The organism is Micromonospora sp. WMMC415 (genome assembly GCF_009707425.1).
Lineage (GTDB): Bacteria > Actinomycetota > Actinomycetes > Mycobacteriales > Micromonosporaceae > Micromonospora.
The window spans coordinates 4457419-4473075 of record NZ_CP046104.1 but is presented as its reverse complement, the minus strand read 5'-3'; the positions used below and the strand labels follow the sequence as shown (position 1 = coordinate 4473075).

Annotated in this window: 14 protein-coding genes; 12 read left to right on the top strand and 2 right to left on the bottom strand. The window is 73.9% G+C overall.

What is annotated here, in order from left to right:
• Window positions 1-2 precede the first annotated feature (2 nt).
• From GKC29_RS21090 to GKC29_RS21050, 9 genes are all read left to right on the top strand, one after another.
• The gene (locus tag GKC29_RS21090; RefSeq protein WP_155332465.1) at window positions 3-1301 is read left to right on the top strand and encodes an ABC transporter substrate-binding protein; all 1299 of its coding nucleotides are present in this window, start codon (window positions 3-5) and stop codon (window positions 1299-1301) included.
• A 75-nt stretch (window positions 1302-1376) separates the two neighbouring features.
• A complete protein-coding gene (locus tag GKC29_RS21085) occupies window positions 1377-2123 on the top strand; it encodes a helix-turn-helix transcriptional regulator (protein ID WP_155332464.1) in 747 nt (248 codons plus the stop codon).
• A 185-nt stretch (window positions 2124-2308) separates the two neighbouring features.
• Window positions 2309-3322, top strand: coding sequence for a cytochrome P450 (locus GKC29_RS29650; protein WP_230688739.1), 1014 nt, complete (start codon window positions 2309-2311; stop codon window positions 3320-3322).
• Window positions 3319-4140 carry an isocitrate lyase/phosphoenolpyruvate mutase family protein gene (locus tag GKC29_RS21075; RefSeq protein ID WP_155332463.1) on the top strand — a complete coding sequence of 274 codons (822 nt, stop codon included), beginning with the start codon at window positions 3319-3321 and terminating at the stop codon, window positions 4138-4140. The genes GKC29_RS29650 and GKC29_RS21075 overlap by 4 nt, the downstream gene beginning before the upstream one ends.
• A 113-nt stretch (window positions 4141-4253) precedes the next feature.
• Window positions 4254-5222: a DUF5715 family protein gene (locus GKC29_RS21070; protein WP_155332462.1), complete on the top strand. Its 969-nt coding sequence runs from the start codon at window positions 4254-4256 to the stop codon at window positions 5220-5222.
• A 4-nt stretch (window positions 5223-5226) separates the two neighbouring features.
• Complete coding sequence (locus GKC29_RS21065) at window positions 5227-6837, top strand: asparagine synthetase B (protein ID WP_155332461.1); 1611 nt, start codon at window positions 5227-5229, stop codon at window positions 6835-6837.
• 58 nt (window positions 6838-6895) lie between these two features.
• Window positions 6896-7720: a MerR family transcriptional regulator gene (locus tag GKC29_RS21060; protein ID WP_155332460.1), complete on the top strand. Its 825-nt coding sequence runs from the start codon at window positions 6896-6898 to the stop codon at window positions 7718-7720.
• Between the two features lie 113 nt (window positions 7721-7833).
• Window positions 7834-8763 carry a PfkB family carbohydrate kinase gene (locus GKC29_RS21055; protein WP_230688738.1) on the top strand — a complete coding sequence of 310 codons (930 nt, stop codon included), beginning with the start codon at window positions 7834-7836 and terminating at the stop codon, window positions 8761-8763.
• A 47-nt stretch (window positions 8764-8810) separates the two neighbouring features.
• A complete protein-coding gene (locus GKC29_RS21050) occupies window positions 8811-9818 on the top strand; it encodes a carcinine hydrolase/isopenicillin-N N-acyltransferase family protein (RefSeq protein WP_155332459.1) in 1008 nt (335 codons plus the stop codon).
• Window positions 9819-9880: 62 nt separating this feature from the next.
• Here GKC29_RS21050 and GKC29_RS21045 read toward each other — a convergent pair whose 3' ends face one another.
• Both GKC29_RS21045 and GKC29_RS21040 read right to left on the bottom strand, forming a co-directional pair.
• Window positions 9881-11326, bottom strand: coding sequence for an LVIVD repeat-containing protein (locus GKC29_RS21045; RefSeq protein WP_155332458.1), 1446 nt, complete (start codon window positions 11324-11326; stop codon window positions 9881-9883).
• A gap of 142 nt (window positions 11327-11468) precedes the next feature.
• Entirely contained in the window at window positions 11469-12896 is a 1428-nt protein-coding gene (locus GKC29_RS21040) for an LVIVD repeat-containing protein (protein ID WP_155332457.1), read from the bottom strand.
• Window positions 12897-13036: 140 nt separating this feature from the next.
• Here GKC29_RS21040 and GKC29_RS21035 point away from each other — a divergent pair, with 140 nt between their 5' ends.
• The 3 genes from GKC29_RS21035 to GKC29_RS21025 are packed head-to-tail and all read left to right on the top strand — an operon-like array spanning window position 13037 to window position 15642.
• A complete protein-coding gene (locus GKC29_RS21035; RefSeq protein ID WP_155332456.1) occupies window positions 13037-13720 on the top strand; it encodes a DUF305 domain-containing protein in 684 nt (227 codons plus the stop codon).
• A gap of 39 nt (window positions 13721-13759) precedes the next feature.
• A complete protein-coding gene (locus GKC29_RS21030) occupies window positions 13760-14980 on the top strand; it encodes a sensor histidine kinase (protein WP_155332455.1) in 1221 nt (406 codons plus the stop codon).
• Window positions 14977-15642 (top strand): response regulator transcription factor, encoded by a 666-nt coding sequence (locus tag GKC29_RS21025; RefSeq protein WP_155332454.1) that lies wholly within the window; start codon window positions 14977-14979, stop codon window positions 15640-15642. The genes GKC29_RS21030 and GKC29_RS21025 overlap by 4 nt, the downstream gene beginning before the upstream one ends.
• Window positions 15643-15657: the final 15 nt, after the last annotated feature.

Here is a 15657-nt window from a genome sequence, read left to right as displayed (position 1 = left end):
CCATGGGAAGAGCGACGTCGCGGATCGCCCTCGGGGCGGCCGTGGTCCTGCTGGCCGGCACCCTCACCGCCTGCCGGGGCGGTGACACCGAGACCGACGCGTCCGGGTTGAAGACCGACGTGGGCGTGACCTCCGAGCCCTGCCCGGAGGCGGTGGACAAGAACAAGGGCTGCATCTACCTCGGCATCATCTCCGACCTCACCGAGGGCCCCTTCCGGGCCCTGGCCGTGCCGATCACCGACGCCCAGAAGGCGTTCTGGAAGCGGGTCAACACGAGCGGCGGGATCGGCGACTACGAGGTGGACGTCAGCCGGTACGTGCGCGACAACAAGTACAACCCGCAGACCCACAACCAGGTGTACCAGGAGATCAAACCGAACGTGCTGGCGCTCGCGCAGAGCCTCGGCTCGCCCACCACGGGCGCGATCCTCGGCGACATGAAGGCCAACAACGTGATCGCCGCCCCGGCGGCGTGGACGTCCGGGTACGCCTTCGAGGACGTCATCATCGAGTCCGGCGCGAACTACTGCGTCGAGTCGATGAACGCCCTCGACTACGCCCGGGAGGCGTACAGCCCGAAGTCGGTGATGGCGGTGCACCTGGCCGGCGACTACGGGGACGACGCCGCCGCCGGGGTGAAGCTCGCCGCGCAGGCCCTCGGGCTGACCTTCACCGACGTCAAGACCGACTCGGGCGCCGACAAGCAGGCCGGGGCGATCCAGGCCATCCTGACCGGCAAGCCGGACCTGGTGGTGCTCACCATGGGCCCGGCCGACGCGGCGACCATCGTCGGCCAGGCCGTCGCCCGCGGCTTCGCCGGCCGGTTCATCGGCACCAGCCCCACCTGGAACCCGGCGCTGCTGCAGAGCCCGGCCGCTCCGGCGTTGCTGGCGAAGTACGAGCAGTCGGCACCGTGGAACTCCTGGAGCACCGACACCCCCGGCCACCGGGCGTTGCGGGAGGCGCTGCCCGGCGTCACACCCAACGACGGCTACACCGCCGGCTGGGTGTGGTCGTACCCGATGAAGGCGGCACTGGCGAAGGCGGTCGCCGACGGCGATCTGACCCGCGCCGGGCTGCTCAAGGCGGTCAAGTCCCTGACCAGGGTGGACTACGAGGGCATGCTGCCGGAGAACGCCGGCAACTACGCCGCCGGGCCCAACGACGGCGCCGTCCGGGTGACCGCGATCTACAAGCCGGACCAGGCCGCGCCCACCGGGGTCAGCCGGGTGCGGGACCTCTTCACGGGGCCGACGGCGCAGGCGTACACGCTGGACCGGCCCTGCTACGAGAAGCTCTGACGGGGTGTTAGGAAGGGGCCCCTGTACAACGCCAGGCGTTAACAGGGGGCCCTTCCTTGTGTGCCAGGATGGGGGATGAGTACCGCCGCCACGGGTGGTCCGGCGTTGGCCCGGCTCGCCGCCCTGCTCGCCGACGACACCCGGGCCCGGATCTGCCTGGCGCTGCTCGACGGGCGGGCGTGGACCGCGGGCGAGCTGGCCCGGCTGGCCGGGGTGGCGCCCTCCACCGCGAGCGACCACCTCACCCGGCTGGTCCGGGGCGGGCTGCTCGCCGAGGAACGGCAGGGGCGGCACCGGTACGTCCGGCTCGCCGACCCGTCGGTCGCCCAGCTCGTCGAGGACCTGGCCGCGCACGCGCCGGCCACGCCCGCGCCGGTCCGCTCGTTGCGCGCCGCCCGGGCCGACGCCGCCCTGGCGTACGCCCGCACCTGCTACGACCACCTGGCCGGCCGGCTCGGGGTGCTGCTCCGGGACGCGATGCTGGCCCGGGGACTGCTCGACGCCACGTCGGGGCTGGCGCTCACCCCGACCGGACACGACTGGCTCGCCGACCTCGCGGTGCCGGCGACCCGACTTGGTGCCACCCGGCGGCCGCTGGTCCGCGACTGTCTGGACTGGACCGAGCGCCGCCCGCACCTGGCCGGCGCGCTGGGCGCGGCGCTGTGCGACCGCTTCCTCGACCTGGGCTGGCTGGCCCGGGGCGGCGGCCGGGCGGTCCGCCTGACTCCGGCGGGCGGACCGGCGCTCGCCCTCGCCCTGGGTGTGCCGCCGGCCGACCTCGCGCCCGCGCCGGCGGCGGGAGCCGGCAGCGGGCGCGCCTGACCCCGGCCAGATCCGCGCAGTTTCGGGAAAGGTTGCGGCCTCGCCACGGAAGGAGGCAGCAACTTCCCCGACGTTGTGCGCCGGCCGGCCACGCGGGCGCGGCGGCACGCGGGGGGCTCCGCGAGGGTGCGGGGCGGGCGGACGGTTCGGCGGGCGCCGAAGCGATCGGCGCCTACGGTCGGGCGGTGACCGACGATCTCCTCATCGCCCCGCCGCCCGGTACGCCCGCTTGTGGGCCGCCCGTCCGCGACCCGGACAGCGGCTGGCTGGTGACCCGGCACGCTGACGTGCGCGCGGTCCTCACCGATCCGGCCTTCCAGGTCCCGGTCGCCGACGCGGGCCCGGCCGGAACCCTGGCCTGGCTGCGGAGCACCGTCAGCCGGTTCAGCGCCCCGCAGCGGCATCCGGACCGGCGGGCGATCGGGGTGGCCGTGCTCGCCGCGCTCGACCCGGACGAGTTGCGTACGGCAGCGGCCCGGCTGACCCACCAGGTCCTCGACGGGGCCGGCGACCGGCTGGAGGTGATGTCCGCGCTCGCGCGGCGCGGACCGCTGCGGGTGCTGGCGATCCGGCTCGGCCTGGCCGACCCCGATGCGGCGGTGCCCGCGGTGACGGCGGTCGCCGCTGCCTGGCATCCGGGCGTCGAGGGGCCACGGATCGCGGCGGCGGACCGGGCGGTCACCGCGCTGCTGGCGATGCTGCCGCCGAGCGCGCCGGACGTGGCGGCGAACCGGCTCGGCGTGCTGGTCCAGGCGTGCGACGCCACGGCCGGACTGATCGGCGCGGCCGTCCGGCACGGCCTGGGAACGCCACCGGCCGTGTCGACCGCCGCCCTGCTGGCGGAGGTGCTGCGGCTCGACCCGCCGGTCCGCGGGACCCGCCGGGTCGCCACCGCGTCCGTCCGGCTCGCCGGCCGCCACCTGGCTGCGGGCGATCCGGTGCTGCTCCGCTTCGACGCCGCCAACCGGGATCCCGCGGTCGTCGCCGACCCGGACCGCCTGCTGCCCGGCCGTACGGGGCTGCCGGTGACGTTCGGAGCCGGGCCGCGCGGCTGCCCGGGCGAACGCCATGCCCTCGCGCTGGCCGGTGGCGTGGTGGAGGTGCTGCGACACCGCTGCCGCCTCGTCCCCGGCCCGGCGGACCACGAACCGCACCCGCTGCTGCGCGTCCCGACCCGGCTGGAGGTGGAGGTCCGGTGACCGCCCGCTGCGCCGCCTTCCACGCCCTGCACCACGGCGACCGGCCCCTGCTGCTGCCCAACGCCTGGGACCACGCGAGCGCCGCCGCGTTCGCCGCCCGGGGCCACCCGGCCGTCGGGACCACCAGCCTGGGGGTCGCGGCGGCGGCCGGCCTGCCCGACGCGGCGGCGGCCACCCGGGCCGAGACTCTCCGGCTGGCCCGGCTGCTCCGTCCGCTGCCGGTGCTGCTGACCGTCGACATCGAGGCCGGACACGCCGACGACCCGTCGGCCGTCGCCGACCTCGCCACCGAGCTGGCCGGGCTCGGCGTGGTCGGCGTCAACATCGAGGACGGCCGCGGGGACGGGAGTCTCGGTGCGCCCGACGTTACCGCCGCCAAGGTGGCGGCGGTCAAGGCGGCAGCGCCCGGGTTGTTCGTCAACGCGCGTACGGACACCTGGTGGCTCGGTGTCCCGGATCCGCTGCCGGCCACCCTCGACCGGGCACGCGCCTACCGGGAGGCGGGCGCGGACGGCATCTTCGTTCCCGGCGCCCTCGACGGGCGGACCGTCGGCGTGCTCGCCGCCGCGATCGAGGGGCCGCTGAACGTGCTGTACCGGCCGGGCGGGCCGACGCTCGATGAGCTGGGTGCCCTCGGGGTGGCCCGGGTCAGCACGGGGTCGCTGTTGTTCCGGGCGGCGCTCGGCGCGGCGCTGGACGCCCTCGACACCGCCGTCTCGGGTCGGCCGGCGTCGACCGAACCGCCCTCGTACGCCGAGGTGCAGCGGTTGAGTCCGGTGTCCGGGGCGGAGCCGTTCGCGCCGGGGCGGCCGTCCTGACTCCGTTGCGGGGAAGATAGGAGGATTGTTCGGGCTTTGACCGCTGCGCGTGATTACGGTGTGACACAGGGTGACGTACACCGTGATGCCGTGACGGGAGAGAGGACCCGACCATGCGCGTGCCCAGTCGAAGCCCGGGACACCAGCCCGGTCCTCCCTCCTCGCCCACCGCGCCGGCCCGGCGGCGCGCACCCGCCGTGTCGCACCGCCGCCTCCCGGCCACCGAGCCCGACCTGGACGCGTACCGCGCCGCCGTCGCCGACCTGCTGGTCGAGATCGGCGCGCTTGCCGACACGTCCTGCGCCGCCGCCCGGCAGGTGCTGGTCGACCAGCGGCTGCGCGAACCGGCCCTCGCCGCGGTGCTCGACGCCACCCCGCAGGGCCTGGTCGGCGCCCGCGAGACGCTGCTGCTCGAGATGGCCCGGTACGTGCCGAACGAGCGCAGCTCCGCCGGTGACCTCGCTACCCTGGTCCGGATCTACCTGCTGTCCCGCATCGACGTGATGTGGTGGCGCGACGCGCCCACGTACCTCACCGACGAGCAGGTCAACGGCAGCCCGGACCTGGTCGACCTGGAGTGGCTGCGCCGGCGCGACCTGCTGCGCTTCCGGTACCAGGAGCAGCCCGCCACGCTGCTCGGCCGGGGCGTGCGGGCGGTGCGCCGCCGCGTCTTCCCCGGCGCCACCCCGCGCACGGCCGGCCTGCTGTTCCGCCGGACCCGCCGGGAGGTCGTGGCGTTGCTGAACGACATCGGCCGGGAGTTCGCCGCCCGTACCCCGGCCGCCACCCCGCCGCTCTGGGTGACCAGCCTCGTCCGCAGCGTCGAGCACCAGCACCGGCTGCGCCGGCTCGGGTACGCGGCGATGGTGCCGAGCGGGCACTGCCTCGGCTGGGCGGTGGACGTGGAGGTGACGTGGTTCGAGCGGTTCGGGGTGCGGGACACCCTCGCCGACCTGCTGCTCGCCCGGCAGCGGGCCGGCGAGGTCAACGTCGTCGACGAGGGTCAGGCCTGGCACGTGTGCCTCGCGCCCGCGGCCCGCCACCGCCTGCGCCGCGCGTACGAAGCCGAGATGGGGATCTGAGCCGATGTGCGGCATCACGCTGAGCATCGGCCCCGAGGCCGACCCGAGTGTCTTCCGGCGCATGCTGGCCACCCTGCAGACGCGCGGCGAGGTGACCGAGACCCGGTACGAGACCGGCCTGCTCACCGGCGTCCGCCGGCTGCGGGTGGTGGACCGCGACCGGGCCGTGCAGCCCTGGGTGTCCGACGACGAGGCGTGGGTGCTCTGCTACAACGGCGAGGTCTTCAACCACGACGAGCTGCGGGCGGAGCTGACCGCGCTCGGGCACCGCTTCCGCAGCGTCAGCGACACCGAGGTGGTGCTCGCCGCGTACCTGTGGTGGGGCGAGGGGATGGTCTCGCGGCTGCGCGGTGAGTACGCCTTCGCGATCGTGGAGCGGGCCAGCGGTCGCGTCTACCTGGTGCGCGATCCCCTCGGCGTCAAGCCGCTGTACTGGACGCGCACGCCGGGATGCCTGCACGTGGCGAGTGAGGTCAAGGCCCTGGCCGGTTTCGGGACCCCGATCGGCGAGGTGCCGCCGGGCCACCACGGCTGGGCGGACGTGGCGCTGCCGGTCCGGCTTCGCCCGTACGTCGACCTGCTCACCCTCGGCGACGGACTGCCGCCGGTGGACGACCCGGACGAGGCCGCCCTGCTCGTCCGTGCCGCTCTCACCGAGAGCATCCGCCGGCGGGTGGACACCGACCTCACCGTCGGCGTGGTGCTCTCCGGGGGGCTGGACAGCTCGCTGGCGCTGCTCCACGTGCGCGAGCTGCACCCGGACTGCGTCGCCGTCACCGTCGGTGTCCCGGAGAGCCCCGACGTGGCGTACGCCCGGCGGCTGGCGAGGGACCTCGGCGTGCCGCACGAGGTGGTGGAGTTGCGCCCGCGCGACATCCGGCTGGCGGAGATCCGGGAGGCGATCCGCATCTCGGAGCTCACCGAGTACGGCGACATCATCAACGCGGTGGTGTCGGTGCCGCTCTTCCGGCGGCTGCGCGAGCTCGGCGTGAAGGTGGCGCTCACCGGCGACGGCTCGGACGAGCTGTTCGGCGGCTACCCCATGTACCAGCAGGTCGGCCCCGAGGCGGCCCGCCGGCTCTTCCTCCACAAGATCCGCAACCTCTGCCGTACGGAGTTGCAGCGCGTCGACCGGACCAGCATGGCGTACGGCGTGGAGGCCCGCGTGCCGTTCCTCGACCTGAGCGTGGTCGAGCTGGCGATGCGCCTGCCGGTCGGGCTGACGATGCGCGACGGCCAGGAGAAGTGGATCGTCCGCCGCGCGTTCGCCGACCTGCTGCCCGACTACATCCGGCGCCGGCCGAAGAACCCGATGTCGTACTCCTCGGGCCTGCACGAGCGCGCCCGCCTGTACAAACCGCTGTTCGCCCGACTGCACCGGTCGTTCCGCTACGACCTTCTGGAGCCGGTGCGCCGGGACTTCGACAGTGTGCTCACCCGCTGCGGCAACGACCTGGACCGGGCGCTCGCCGCCGGCCGGGCCCGGCCCGACTACACGATGCTGGAGCACGCCCGGGACCTGGTCGGCGCGGCGAGGTGGAACGCCGTGCCGGTGGTGCGCCGGCTGGTCGGGCCCCGCCGCAACCGGGGGGACGGCGCGCCGCTGCCGGGGTGACCCGCTCTGATCCGCGGGTTGACTCTGACACCGTGTCAGGGCCGACCGTGGAGGGACCATGTTCACCATCGGAGACTTCGCCAGGCTCGGCCGGGTGTCCGTGCGGATGCTGCGTCACTACGACAGCATCGGCCTGCTCCGGCCGGCCGCCGTCGACCCGCACACCGGGTACCGCTACTACACCGCCGTGCAGTTGCGCCGGCTCAACCGGGTGATCGCCCTCAAGGACCTCGGCCTCACCCTGGCCCAGGTGCAGGTGATCCTCGACGACGCGCTCGACGTGGCCGAGCTGCGGGGGATGCTGCGGCTGCGCCGGGCCCAACTGGAGGCGCAGGTCGCGGCGGACACCGCCCGGCTGGCGGGGATCGAGGCGCGGCTCCGGGCCATCGAGAAGGAGGGCGGCATGACCAACCAGGACGTCGTACTCAAGGAGATCCCGCAGGTCCGCGTCGCCGAGCTGACGGCGGTCGCGCCCAGCTACGCGACCCCGGACATCGGTCCGGTGATCCAGCCGCTCTACCCGGAGTTGTTCCGGCGGCTGGAGGCGGCCGGGATCACGCCGACCGGGCCCGGTCTGGCGTACTACGAACCGGCCGGCGAGCGGGAGAACGTCGTCGTGCACGCGGGCGTCGGCGTCGCCGTCGACCCGGACCGGGCCCGCGACTTCGCGGTCGTCGACCTGCCGGCGGTGCCGGCGGCGGCCACCATCATCCACCACGGTCCGATGGACGAGGTGGAGGGCACCATGCAGGTCCTGGCCCGCTGGATCGAGGAGAACGGCTGGCGGGCGGACGGCTACGCCCGCGAGCTGTACGTGGAGTACTGCGCCGACGACCCGTCGGCCGGGGTGACCGAGCTCCAGCTGCCGGTCCGCCGCGACTGAGGTCGGCGCTGACGGCCGACGGGGCATCGGTCCCGGCCGCCGCGGCCGGGGCCGACGCGGGCGTTCCAGTCGTCCGCGGGAGTGCGGGCCGCCGCGCCGGGTACAGGGAGCGCGTGAGGGCACCGGACGTGATGGTGGTCGGGCAGCTGGCCCGCGACCTCGTCCTGCTGGTCGACGAGGTCCCGGACGCCGGCGGCAGCGCGCCCGTGCGGCGCCGGCGGGAGATGCTGGGCGGCAAGGGCGCCAACCAGGCCGTCGCGCTGGCCCAGCTCGGCGCGGCCGTGGGCCTGCTGGCCGTGATCGGCGACGACGAGGTCGGCGAGCGGTTGCTGGCCCAGGCGCGGGCCGACGGGATCGACGTCGGCACGGTACGGTGCCGGCGCGGCGTCCGGACCGGACTCATCGTGGACGTCGTCGACGGGTGCGGCCACTGGCGCTACCTGGAGGACCTGCCGGACGGCGTGCTGGTCACGCCCGACGACGTGGCGTGGGCGGCCACCTCGCTGCGTGCCGCGCGGGCCGTCCTCGTCCAGCTCCAACAGCCACCGGCGGCGGCCCTGGCCGCGGCGCGTACCGCCCGTGACGGCGGGGCGATGGTCGTCCTCGACGGGGCGCCGTCCGACCCGGCCGCCACGGCCGAACTGCTGGTGCTCGCCGACGTGCTGCGCGCGGACGCGCGGGAGACCGAGCAGATCACCGGCGACCGTCCGGAGGACGCGGACGCGGGGCTCGCCGCCGGCCGGGCGCTCGTGCGCCGCGGTCCCTCCCTGACGGCGGTCGAGGTGGCCGGCGTCGGCAACGCCTTCGTCTGGCCCGACGGCGAGCTGTTCGTGCCGCTGAGCGAGACACCGACGGTCGACAGCACCGGGGCCGGGGACGCCTTCGTCGCCGCGCTCACCCGGGCTCTGCTGGCCGGCGAGCCCCGGGACCGGGCGGCGCGGCTGGCGGTGGCGGCGGCCGGCGCCACCGTCGGGCACCCGGGCGGTCGCCCGGCGCTGGATCCGGCGGCGATCCGCCGTCAGCTCGACCGCATCCCCGGCTGACCCACCCGCGCGGCAACCGACCGTACGGTCCAGGGCGTCGAACAAGCATGTGGCGGAAGATTCCGGGCGCCGGCGCCGCCCTCCTGATCGCCGTGACCGCGTGCTCCGCGCCGCCGGCCCCGGCCGGCGCCCCCGCGCCGGCCGGGGCGCCGGCGGCCTCTGGGACCGCCTCGCGCCAGGACGCCGGCCAGGCCGCGGCGACCCTCGCCAGCCTCCGGCGGGTCGACGACCTGCCGCTGTACGAGATGACGTACGTCGGGGCCTACGACCCGACCGTCGGCACCGACGCGAGCCCGGAGGCGGAACCGTTCGGCTGTTCGCTCTTCGTGGCGGCGGGTGACCGCGCCCGGCCGCTGTTCGCCCGCAACTTCGACTGGGATCCGAACCCGGCGCTGGTACTGCGCGCGGACCCGCCGGACGGGTACGCGTCGATCTCGGTGGTCGACATCTCGTACCTCGGTGTCGGCACCGACCCGGCCGGCGACCGGCGGCTGCTCGACGCGCCGCTGCTGCCGTTCGACGGGATGAACGAGCGGGGGCTGGCGATCGGGCTGGCCGCCGACGACGGAGCCCGGGCGATCCGCGACCCGGGCAAGCCCACCGTCGGGTCGGTCCGGATCCAGCGGCTCGTCCTGGACCGGGCGGCCACGGTGGACGAGGCGGTCGCCGTGTTCGCGCGACACAACCTGGACTTCACCGGCGGGCCGGCGCTGCACTACCTGCTCGCCGACGCGACCGGGGCGAGCGCCGTGGTCGAGTTCGTCGACGGACGGATGCGGGTCGAGCGGGGGCGTGCCGCGTGGCGTGCCCTGACCAACGTACCGGTCGTCGGGGTGCCGGAGCAGCGCCGGCGCGCCGACCACCGGTACGGGCGGATCGCTGCCGCCCTGGACCGGGCCGGCGGTGCGGTGGACGCCGCGGGTGCGGCCGCCCTGCTCACCGAGGTGCGCCAGCCGCACACCCGCTGGTCGGTCGTCTACGACCTGCGCGGCGGTGAGGTTCGGCTGACCACCGCCGCCGGCGGTTCGCGGCGCTACCGGATGCCGATGGCCTGACCTGGACCGCGGCCGGGCCCGGCCGCCGCGAGCGGAGCCGGGCCCGGAGGTGCGGGCGGTGCCTAACCGCCCAGGTAGCTGGGCTGGGTCTGCACGTTCAGCTCGCGGTAGCGGATCAGGTTCGCCGTCCAGGTGCGCCAGTCGCTGAGCTTGAGGACGTCCAGGCCCTTCACCATGTCGTTGGAGTAGATGTAGCCGTTGTACCAGTACGCGGACCAGGTGCCGCCGCCGGTGAGGCGCTCCGCGTTCAGCGGGCCCCGCTCCCAGTACGCGATCTCCCGCGGGCTGGCCGAGTCGGTGAAGTCCCAGACCGAGATGCCGCCCTGGTACCACGCCTGGACCATGATGTCGCGCCCGAACACCGGCACCAGCGAGCCGTTGTGCGCCACGCAGTTCTCGGTGTCGGCGTTGGGCCGCGGGATCTTGAAGTAGCTGCGGAAGACCATGGTGCGGTTGTCGCCGCGCCCGAGGATGTCGTAGACCGCGTCGGCGCCCCGGTTCGGGCCGACGGTCTCGTTGCAGGTGGCGGCGCCGCCACCACCCAACTCGTCGGTGAAGACCACCTTGGTGCCGGCGTTGTTGAACGTGGCCGAGTGCCAGAAGGCGAAGTTCACCGTGTCCCGCACCCGGTTGATGACCCGGGGCGCCTCCCGGTTCGAGATGTCCATCAGGATGCCGTCACCCATGCACGCGCCGGCGGCCAGGTTCTTCGACGGGTAGACGGTGATGTCGTGGCAGCCGCTGGTCGCCGACTTCTGACCCGGCACGCCCTCGAAACCGCCGTCGGGGAACAGGTTCGGCACGGCCACCACGGCCGCGTCGGTGGGCGACTTCACCGGCACCTTGATGATGGAGATGGAGTCGTGCGGCCGTGGGCAGCCGACGTACGTGTCCGACGGTCCGTACGACGACACGTACACGTACACCGTCTTGTGGTTCTTGCCCGGCACCAGCGTGTGCGTGTGCGAGCCGCAGGCGGTCTGCACGCTCTTGATGTAGCGCGGGTTGGCCTTGTCGCGGATGTCGAAGATCTTGATGCCCTCCCACCGCGTCTCGGTCGACGGCACGCCCGTGCTGGCGCAGGAGTCGTCGCTGCGCGGCGAGTCGGTGGAGAGGAACAGCAGGTCACCGTGGACGGAGATGTCGTTCTGCGACCCGGGGCAGAGCACCCGCGACACGACGGTCGGCGCGGTGGGCTTCGAGATGTCGTAGACGACGAAGCCGTTGTAGTTGCCGGCGAACGCGTACCGGCCCTGGAAGGCGAGGTCGCTGTTCGTGGCGTCGAGCGGCGCCACCTTCGGCAGGTTGGCGACCTGCTTCAGGTTGGGACTGCTCCGGATCTCGTCGACACCGGGGATGGTGTTCGCGGTATCGACCGTCCCGGACGGTGCGGTCGCCACCCCGGCGCTGCCCGGTGGGGCGGCGACCGTGCTGGCGAGGAGGAGGCCGGCCGTGGCCAGGCTCACGGTGGTGAGCCGTCGGGACCGCGGCGAGGGAAATCTGAACATCGGCGGCGCCCTTCGCAAGGGGATGATGCTTGGGCGACACCTTACCTCCGACTGACCACCATCGATAGAGTGCGGACCCGACCGGGCCCGGCCTTCGCGGGGAAGGCCGGGCCCGGGTGTTCCGGTCAGCTCCGCCGGAACGTCAGTAACTCGGCTGGGTCTGCACGTTGAGCCGCTTGTAGTGGTGCGTCTTCGCGCCCGGGATCGACTCCTGGTCGATCTCGATGACGTCGAAGCCCTTCTGGATGTCGCTCGAGTAGATGTGGCCGTTGTAGTAGTACGCCGACCAGGAACCGCCGAGGATCCGCTGGGTGTCGGAGAGCGGGCCCCGCTCCCAGTAGCCGATCTCCGTCGGGTTGGCCGAGTCGGTGAAGTCCCAGACCGAGATGCCGCCCTGGTACCACGCCTGGACCATGATGTCGCGGCCGGGCACCGGGATCAGCGAGCCGTTGTGGGCGACGCAGTTCTCGTTGACGGTGTTCTCCCGCGGGATCTTGAAGTAGCTGCGGAACACCAGCTTGCCGTCCACGATGTCGTAGACGGCGTCCGCGCCCCGCTTCGGTCCGATGGCCGGGTTGCAGGTCGCGCCGCTGCCGCCACCGAGCTCGTCGGTGAAGACCACCTTGGTGCCGGCGTTGTTGAACGTCGCCGAGTGCCAGAAGGCGAAGTTCACCGTGTCCCGGACGGAGTGGACGACCTTCGGCGCCTCCCGGTCGGAGATGTCCATCAGGATGCCGTCACCCATGCAGGCGCCGGCGGCCAGGTCCTTCTCCGGGAACACCGTGATGTCGTGGCAGCCGCTGGTGTTGGTGTATCCGCCCTCGGGGAAGAGGTTCGGCGTGGCCACCACCGCCGCGTCGGTCGGCGACTTCACCGGCACCTTCACGATGGAGATCGAGTCGTGCGGCGGCCGGCAGTCCGGGAAGGACGCCGACGGGCTGTACGACGAGACGTACAGGTAGACGAACTGCTTGTCCTTGGCCGGCACCAGCGTGTGGGTGTGCGAGCCGCAGGCCGTCTCGACGGCCTTGATGTACTGCGGCTTCACCGGGTTGCTGACGTCGAAGACCTTGATGCCCTCCCACGAGTCCTTCACCGTCGCGGACTGGGACGTGCTCGCGCAGGAGTCGTCGCTCCGCGAGGAGTCGGTGGAGAGGAACAGCAGGTTGCCGTGGATGGAGATGTCGTTCTGCGAACCGGGGCAGTGCACCGTCGACATGATCTTCGGTGCGGCGGGGTTCGCGATGTTGTAGATGGTGAACCCTTCGTAGTTGCCCACGTAGGCGAAGGGTCCCTGGAAGGCGATGTCGGTGCCGAGCGCCGCCGTGGTGTCGAACGGAGCCTGCTTCGGCAGGTTCGCGATCAGCCGCATGTTGTCGCTGCTGGCGATCTCGTCCACGGCGAGCTGGGCGGCGGCGGCAGCCTCCACGGTGGCCTGTTGCTGCGCGGCGACCTCGTCCGGTGCCGCCTGGGCGCCGGCCGGGGCGCCCGCGACGGTGGCCACGAGGAGACCGGCGGCGGCGACGCCGGCCAGGCGTCGCACCGATCGTGGTGCGGAGAATCGGATCATCGGCGAGTCCCTCCGGAAGGGGATCATGATTCACATCACAGTACTGTTTGCTAGAGCAACTTCTATGTGAAGCAGATCACATTTTGCGTCCGTCGCGAATGGATACGATCGCCATGACCTCGACCTCCAGGGGGTATCGGATGACCGTGCGAGGCAGATGGGTGCTGGCCGCCGTAACAACGGTGGCGCTGCTCCTGGTCGTGGTCGCCGCGCTGCTCCGGTCGGGCTCCGACACCGACCGCCCCCCACCTGCGCCGAGGGCCGCGACCGCATCGAGCGCCGGTGCTGGCCCGTCGGTCGTCGTGCCCGGACGACCGGGGGAGTCCGCCCAGGTCCGGCCCGCCGAGGAGGTGCGGGCCACGGCCTCGCCGGCCCACAACTCGATGGACGCCTGGTACGTCCGGATGATGATCCCGCACCACGAGCAGGCGCTGGAGATGGCCGCGCTCGCCCCGGACCGGGCCGCCGACCCGCGGGTGAAGGCCCTGGCGGACCGGATCCGGGCCGGTCAGGCGCCCGAGATCGGCGTGCTGCGGGCCTGGCTCCAGGCCCGGGATCTCCCGGCCGACGTCGCCGGGCACGACCACGGCACCATGCGGGGCATGCAGTCGCCCGAGGCGATGCGACGGCTCGCCGACGCCCGGGGCGCCGACTTCGACCGGCTCTTCGTGCGGATGATGAGCGACCACCACGCCGGCGCCGTCGAGATGTCCACCAACCTGCTGAAGGTGGGCGCGGAGCCCCTGCTCCAGGAGTTCGCCAACTCGGTCGCCGTGGAGCAGAACGTCGAGATCAACCGGATGCGGGAGATCGTCGACGCCTGACCTGGCCGCCCGGCCAGGGGCGTCGCCCGCGTACGCTGGGTGACCGTGGACCGCACCATCCTCGGCCGCCCGCTGCGCGGCGTCGCCTTCGACGTGTTCGTCTCCGGGGCCGTGGTGCTCGTCGGTCTGACCGGCGTGGTGAACCAACCCGGCGGGTGGTGGGCCACCCTGGTCGGGGTCGGCATGGCGGTGGCGCTGCTGTTCCGCCGCGCCCACCCGTCGGCGGTCGCCGCCGTCGTGGCGGCGCTGGCGCTGGTGCAGGTGATCGCCGGGTGGGGGCCGCTGGCGTTCGACATCGCGGTGCTGATCGCGCTCTACAGCGTGGTGAAGTACGCCGACCGGCTCCGCGACGGTGTCCTGGCCGGCGTCGCCGCCGCGGTCGGCGTGGTGCTGGCCGCCCTCCAGACCGAGGGCCCCGAGTGGTGGGCGAGCGCCCTCTACTTCGGGCTGGTGACCGGCGCGGTCTGGCTGGTCGGCCTCAACGTGCGCACCCGGCGGCTCTACGTGGTCAGCCTGGAGGAGCGCGCGGCGACCCTGGAGCGCGAGCGGGAGGCCGAGGCGCGGGCCGCCGTGGCGGGGGAGCGGGCCCGCATCGCCCGCGAGTTGCACGACGTGGTGGCGCACAGCATGGCCGTGATGATCGTCCAGGCCGACGGTGCCCGCTTCATGATCGACCGTGATCCGGCGACCGCCCGGGAGGCCGTGCGGGTGGTCGCCGACACCGGCCGCCAGGCCCTCGAGGAGATGCGGCGGCTGGTCGGCGTACTCCGGGAGCCGAGCCCGCCCGAGACGGCGGCGGCCGGCCCCGACGGCGCCCGGGTCGTCGAGCCGGAGCACCGCCGCCCGGCCCTCACGGAACTACCCGCGCTGCTCGACCGGTTCTCCGACGCCGGCCTGCGGGTGCGCCGGACCGTCACCGGCGAGCCGCCGCCCCTGCCGCCCGGCCTGGAACTGACCGTCTACCGGGTCGTGCAGGAGGGGCTCACCAACGCGCTCAAGCACGCCGGGGTCGGCGCCACCGTCGAGGTCACCCTGGACCACACCGCCGACGCCGTCGCCGTGCGGGTGGTCGACGACGGGCGGGGCCGGCCGCCGGTGCGGCCCGCGCCGTCCGGCGGCCACGGCCTCGTCGGCATGCGGGAGCGGGTCGGCGTGTACGACGGCCGGCTCACCGCCGGGCCCCGCCTCGCCGGCGGCTGGCAGGTCGAGGTGCGGCTGCCGCTGCCGTCGACCCCGACCGCCGAGGCGGTGGCGGCGTGACCGTCCGGGTGGTGATCGTCGACGACCAGGCCCTGGTCCGGGCCGGATTCCGCATGGTGCTGGATTCCCAGCCCGACCTCGAGGTGGTCGGCGAGGCCATCGACGGCGCCGACGCGCTGCGCGTCCTGGCCCGCGTCGAGGCCGACGTCGTGGTGATGGACCTGCGGATGCCCACCATGGACGGGGTGGAGGCCACCCGCCGGCTCTGTGCCGGCCGGCCCGCCGGCCCCCCACGGGTGCTGGTGCTGACCACCTTCGACACCGAGGCGGACGCGTTCGCCGCGCTCCGGGCCGGGGCCAGCGGATTCCTGCTCAAGAACGTCCCGCCCGAGGACCTGCTCGCCGCGATCCGGGTGGTCGCGCAGGGCGACTCGGTCGTGGCGCCGTCGATCACCCGCCGCCTGCTCGACCGGTTCGCCGGCCAACTCGGGCCCGGCCCCGCCGAGGACCCGCGCCTCGCACAGCTCACCGACCGGGAACGGGAAGTGCTGCTGCTGGTCGCGCAGGGCCTGTCCAACGCCGAGATCGCCGACCGCGTGCACGTGGCCGAGGCGACGGTGAAGACCCACGTCGGCCGGATCCTGGCCAAGCTCCAGCTCCGCGACCGGGTGCAGGCGGTGGTGCTCGCGTACGAGAGCGGCCTCGTCACGCCCGGCGGCTGACCCGGCGTACGCCTC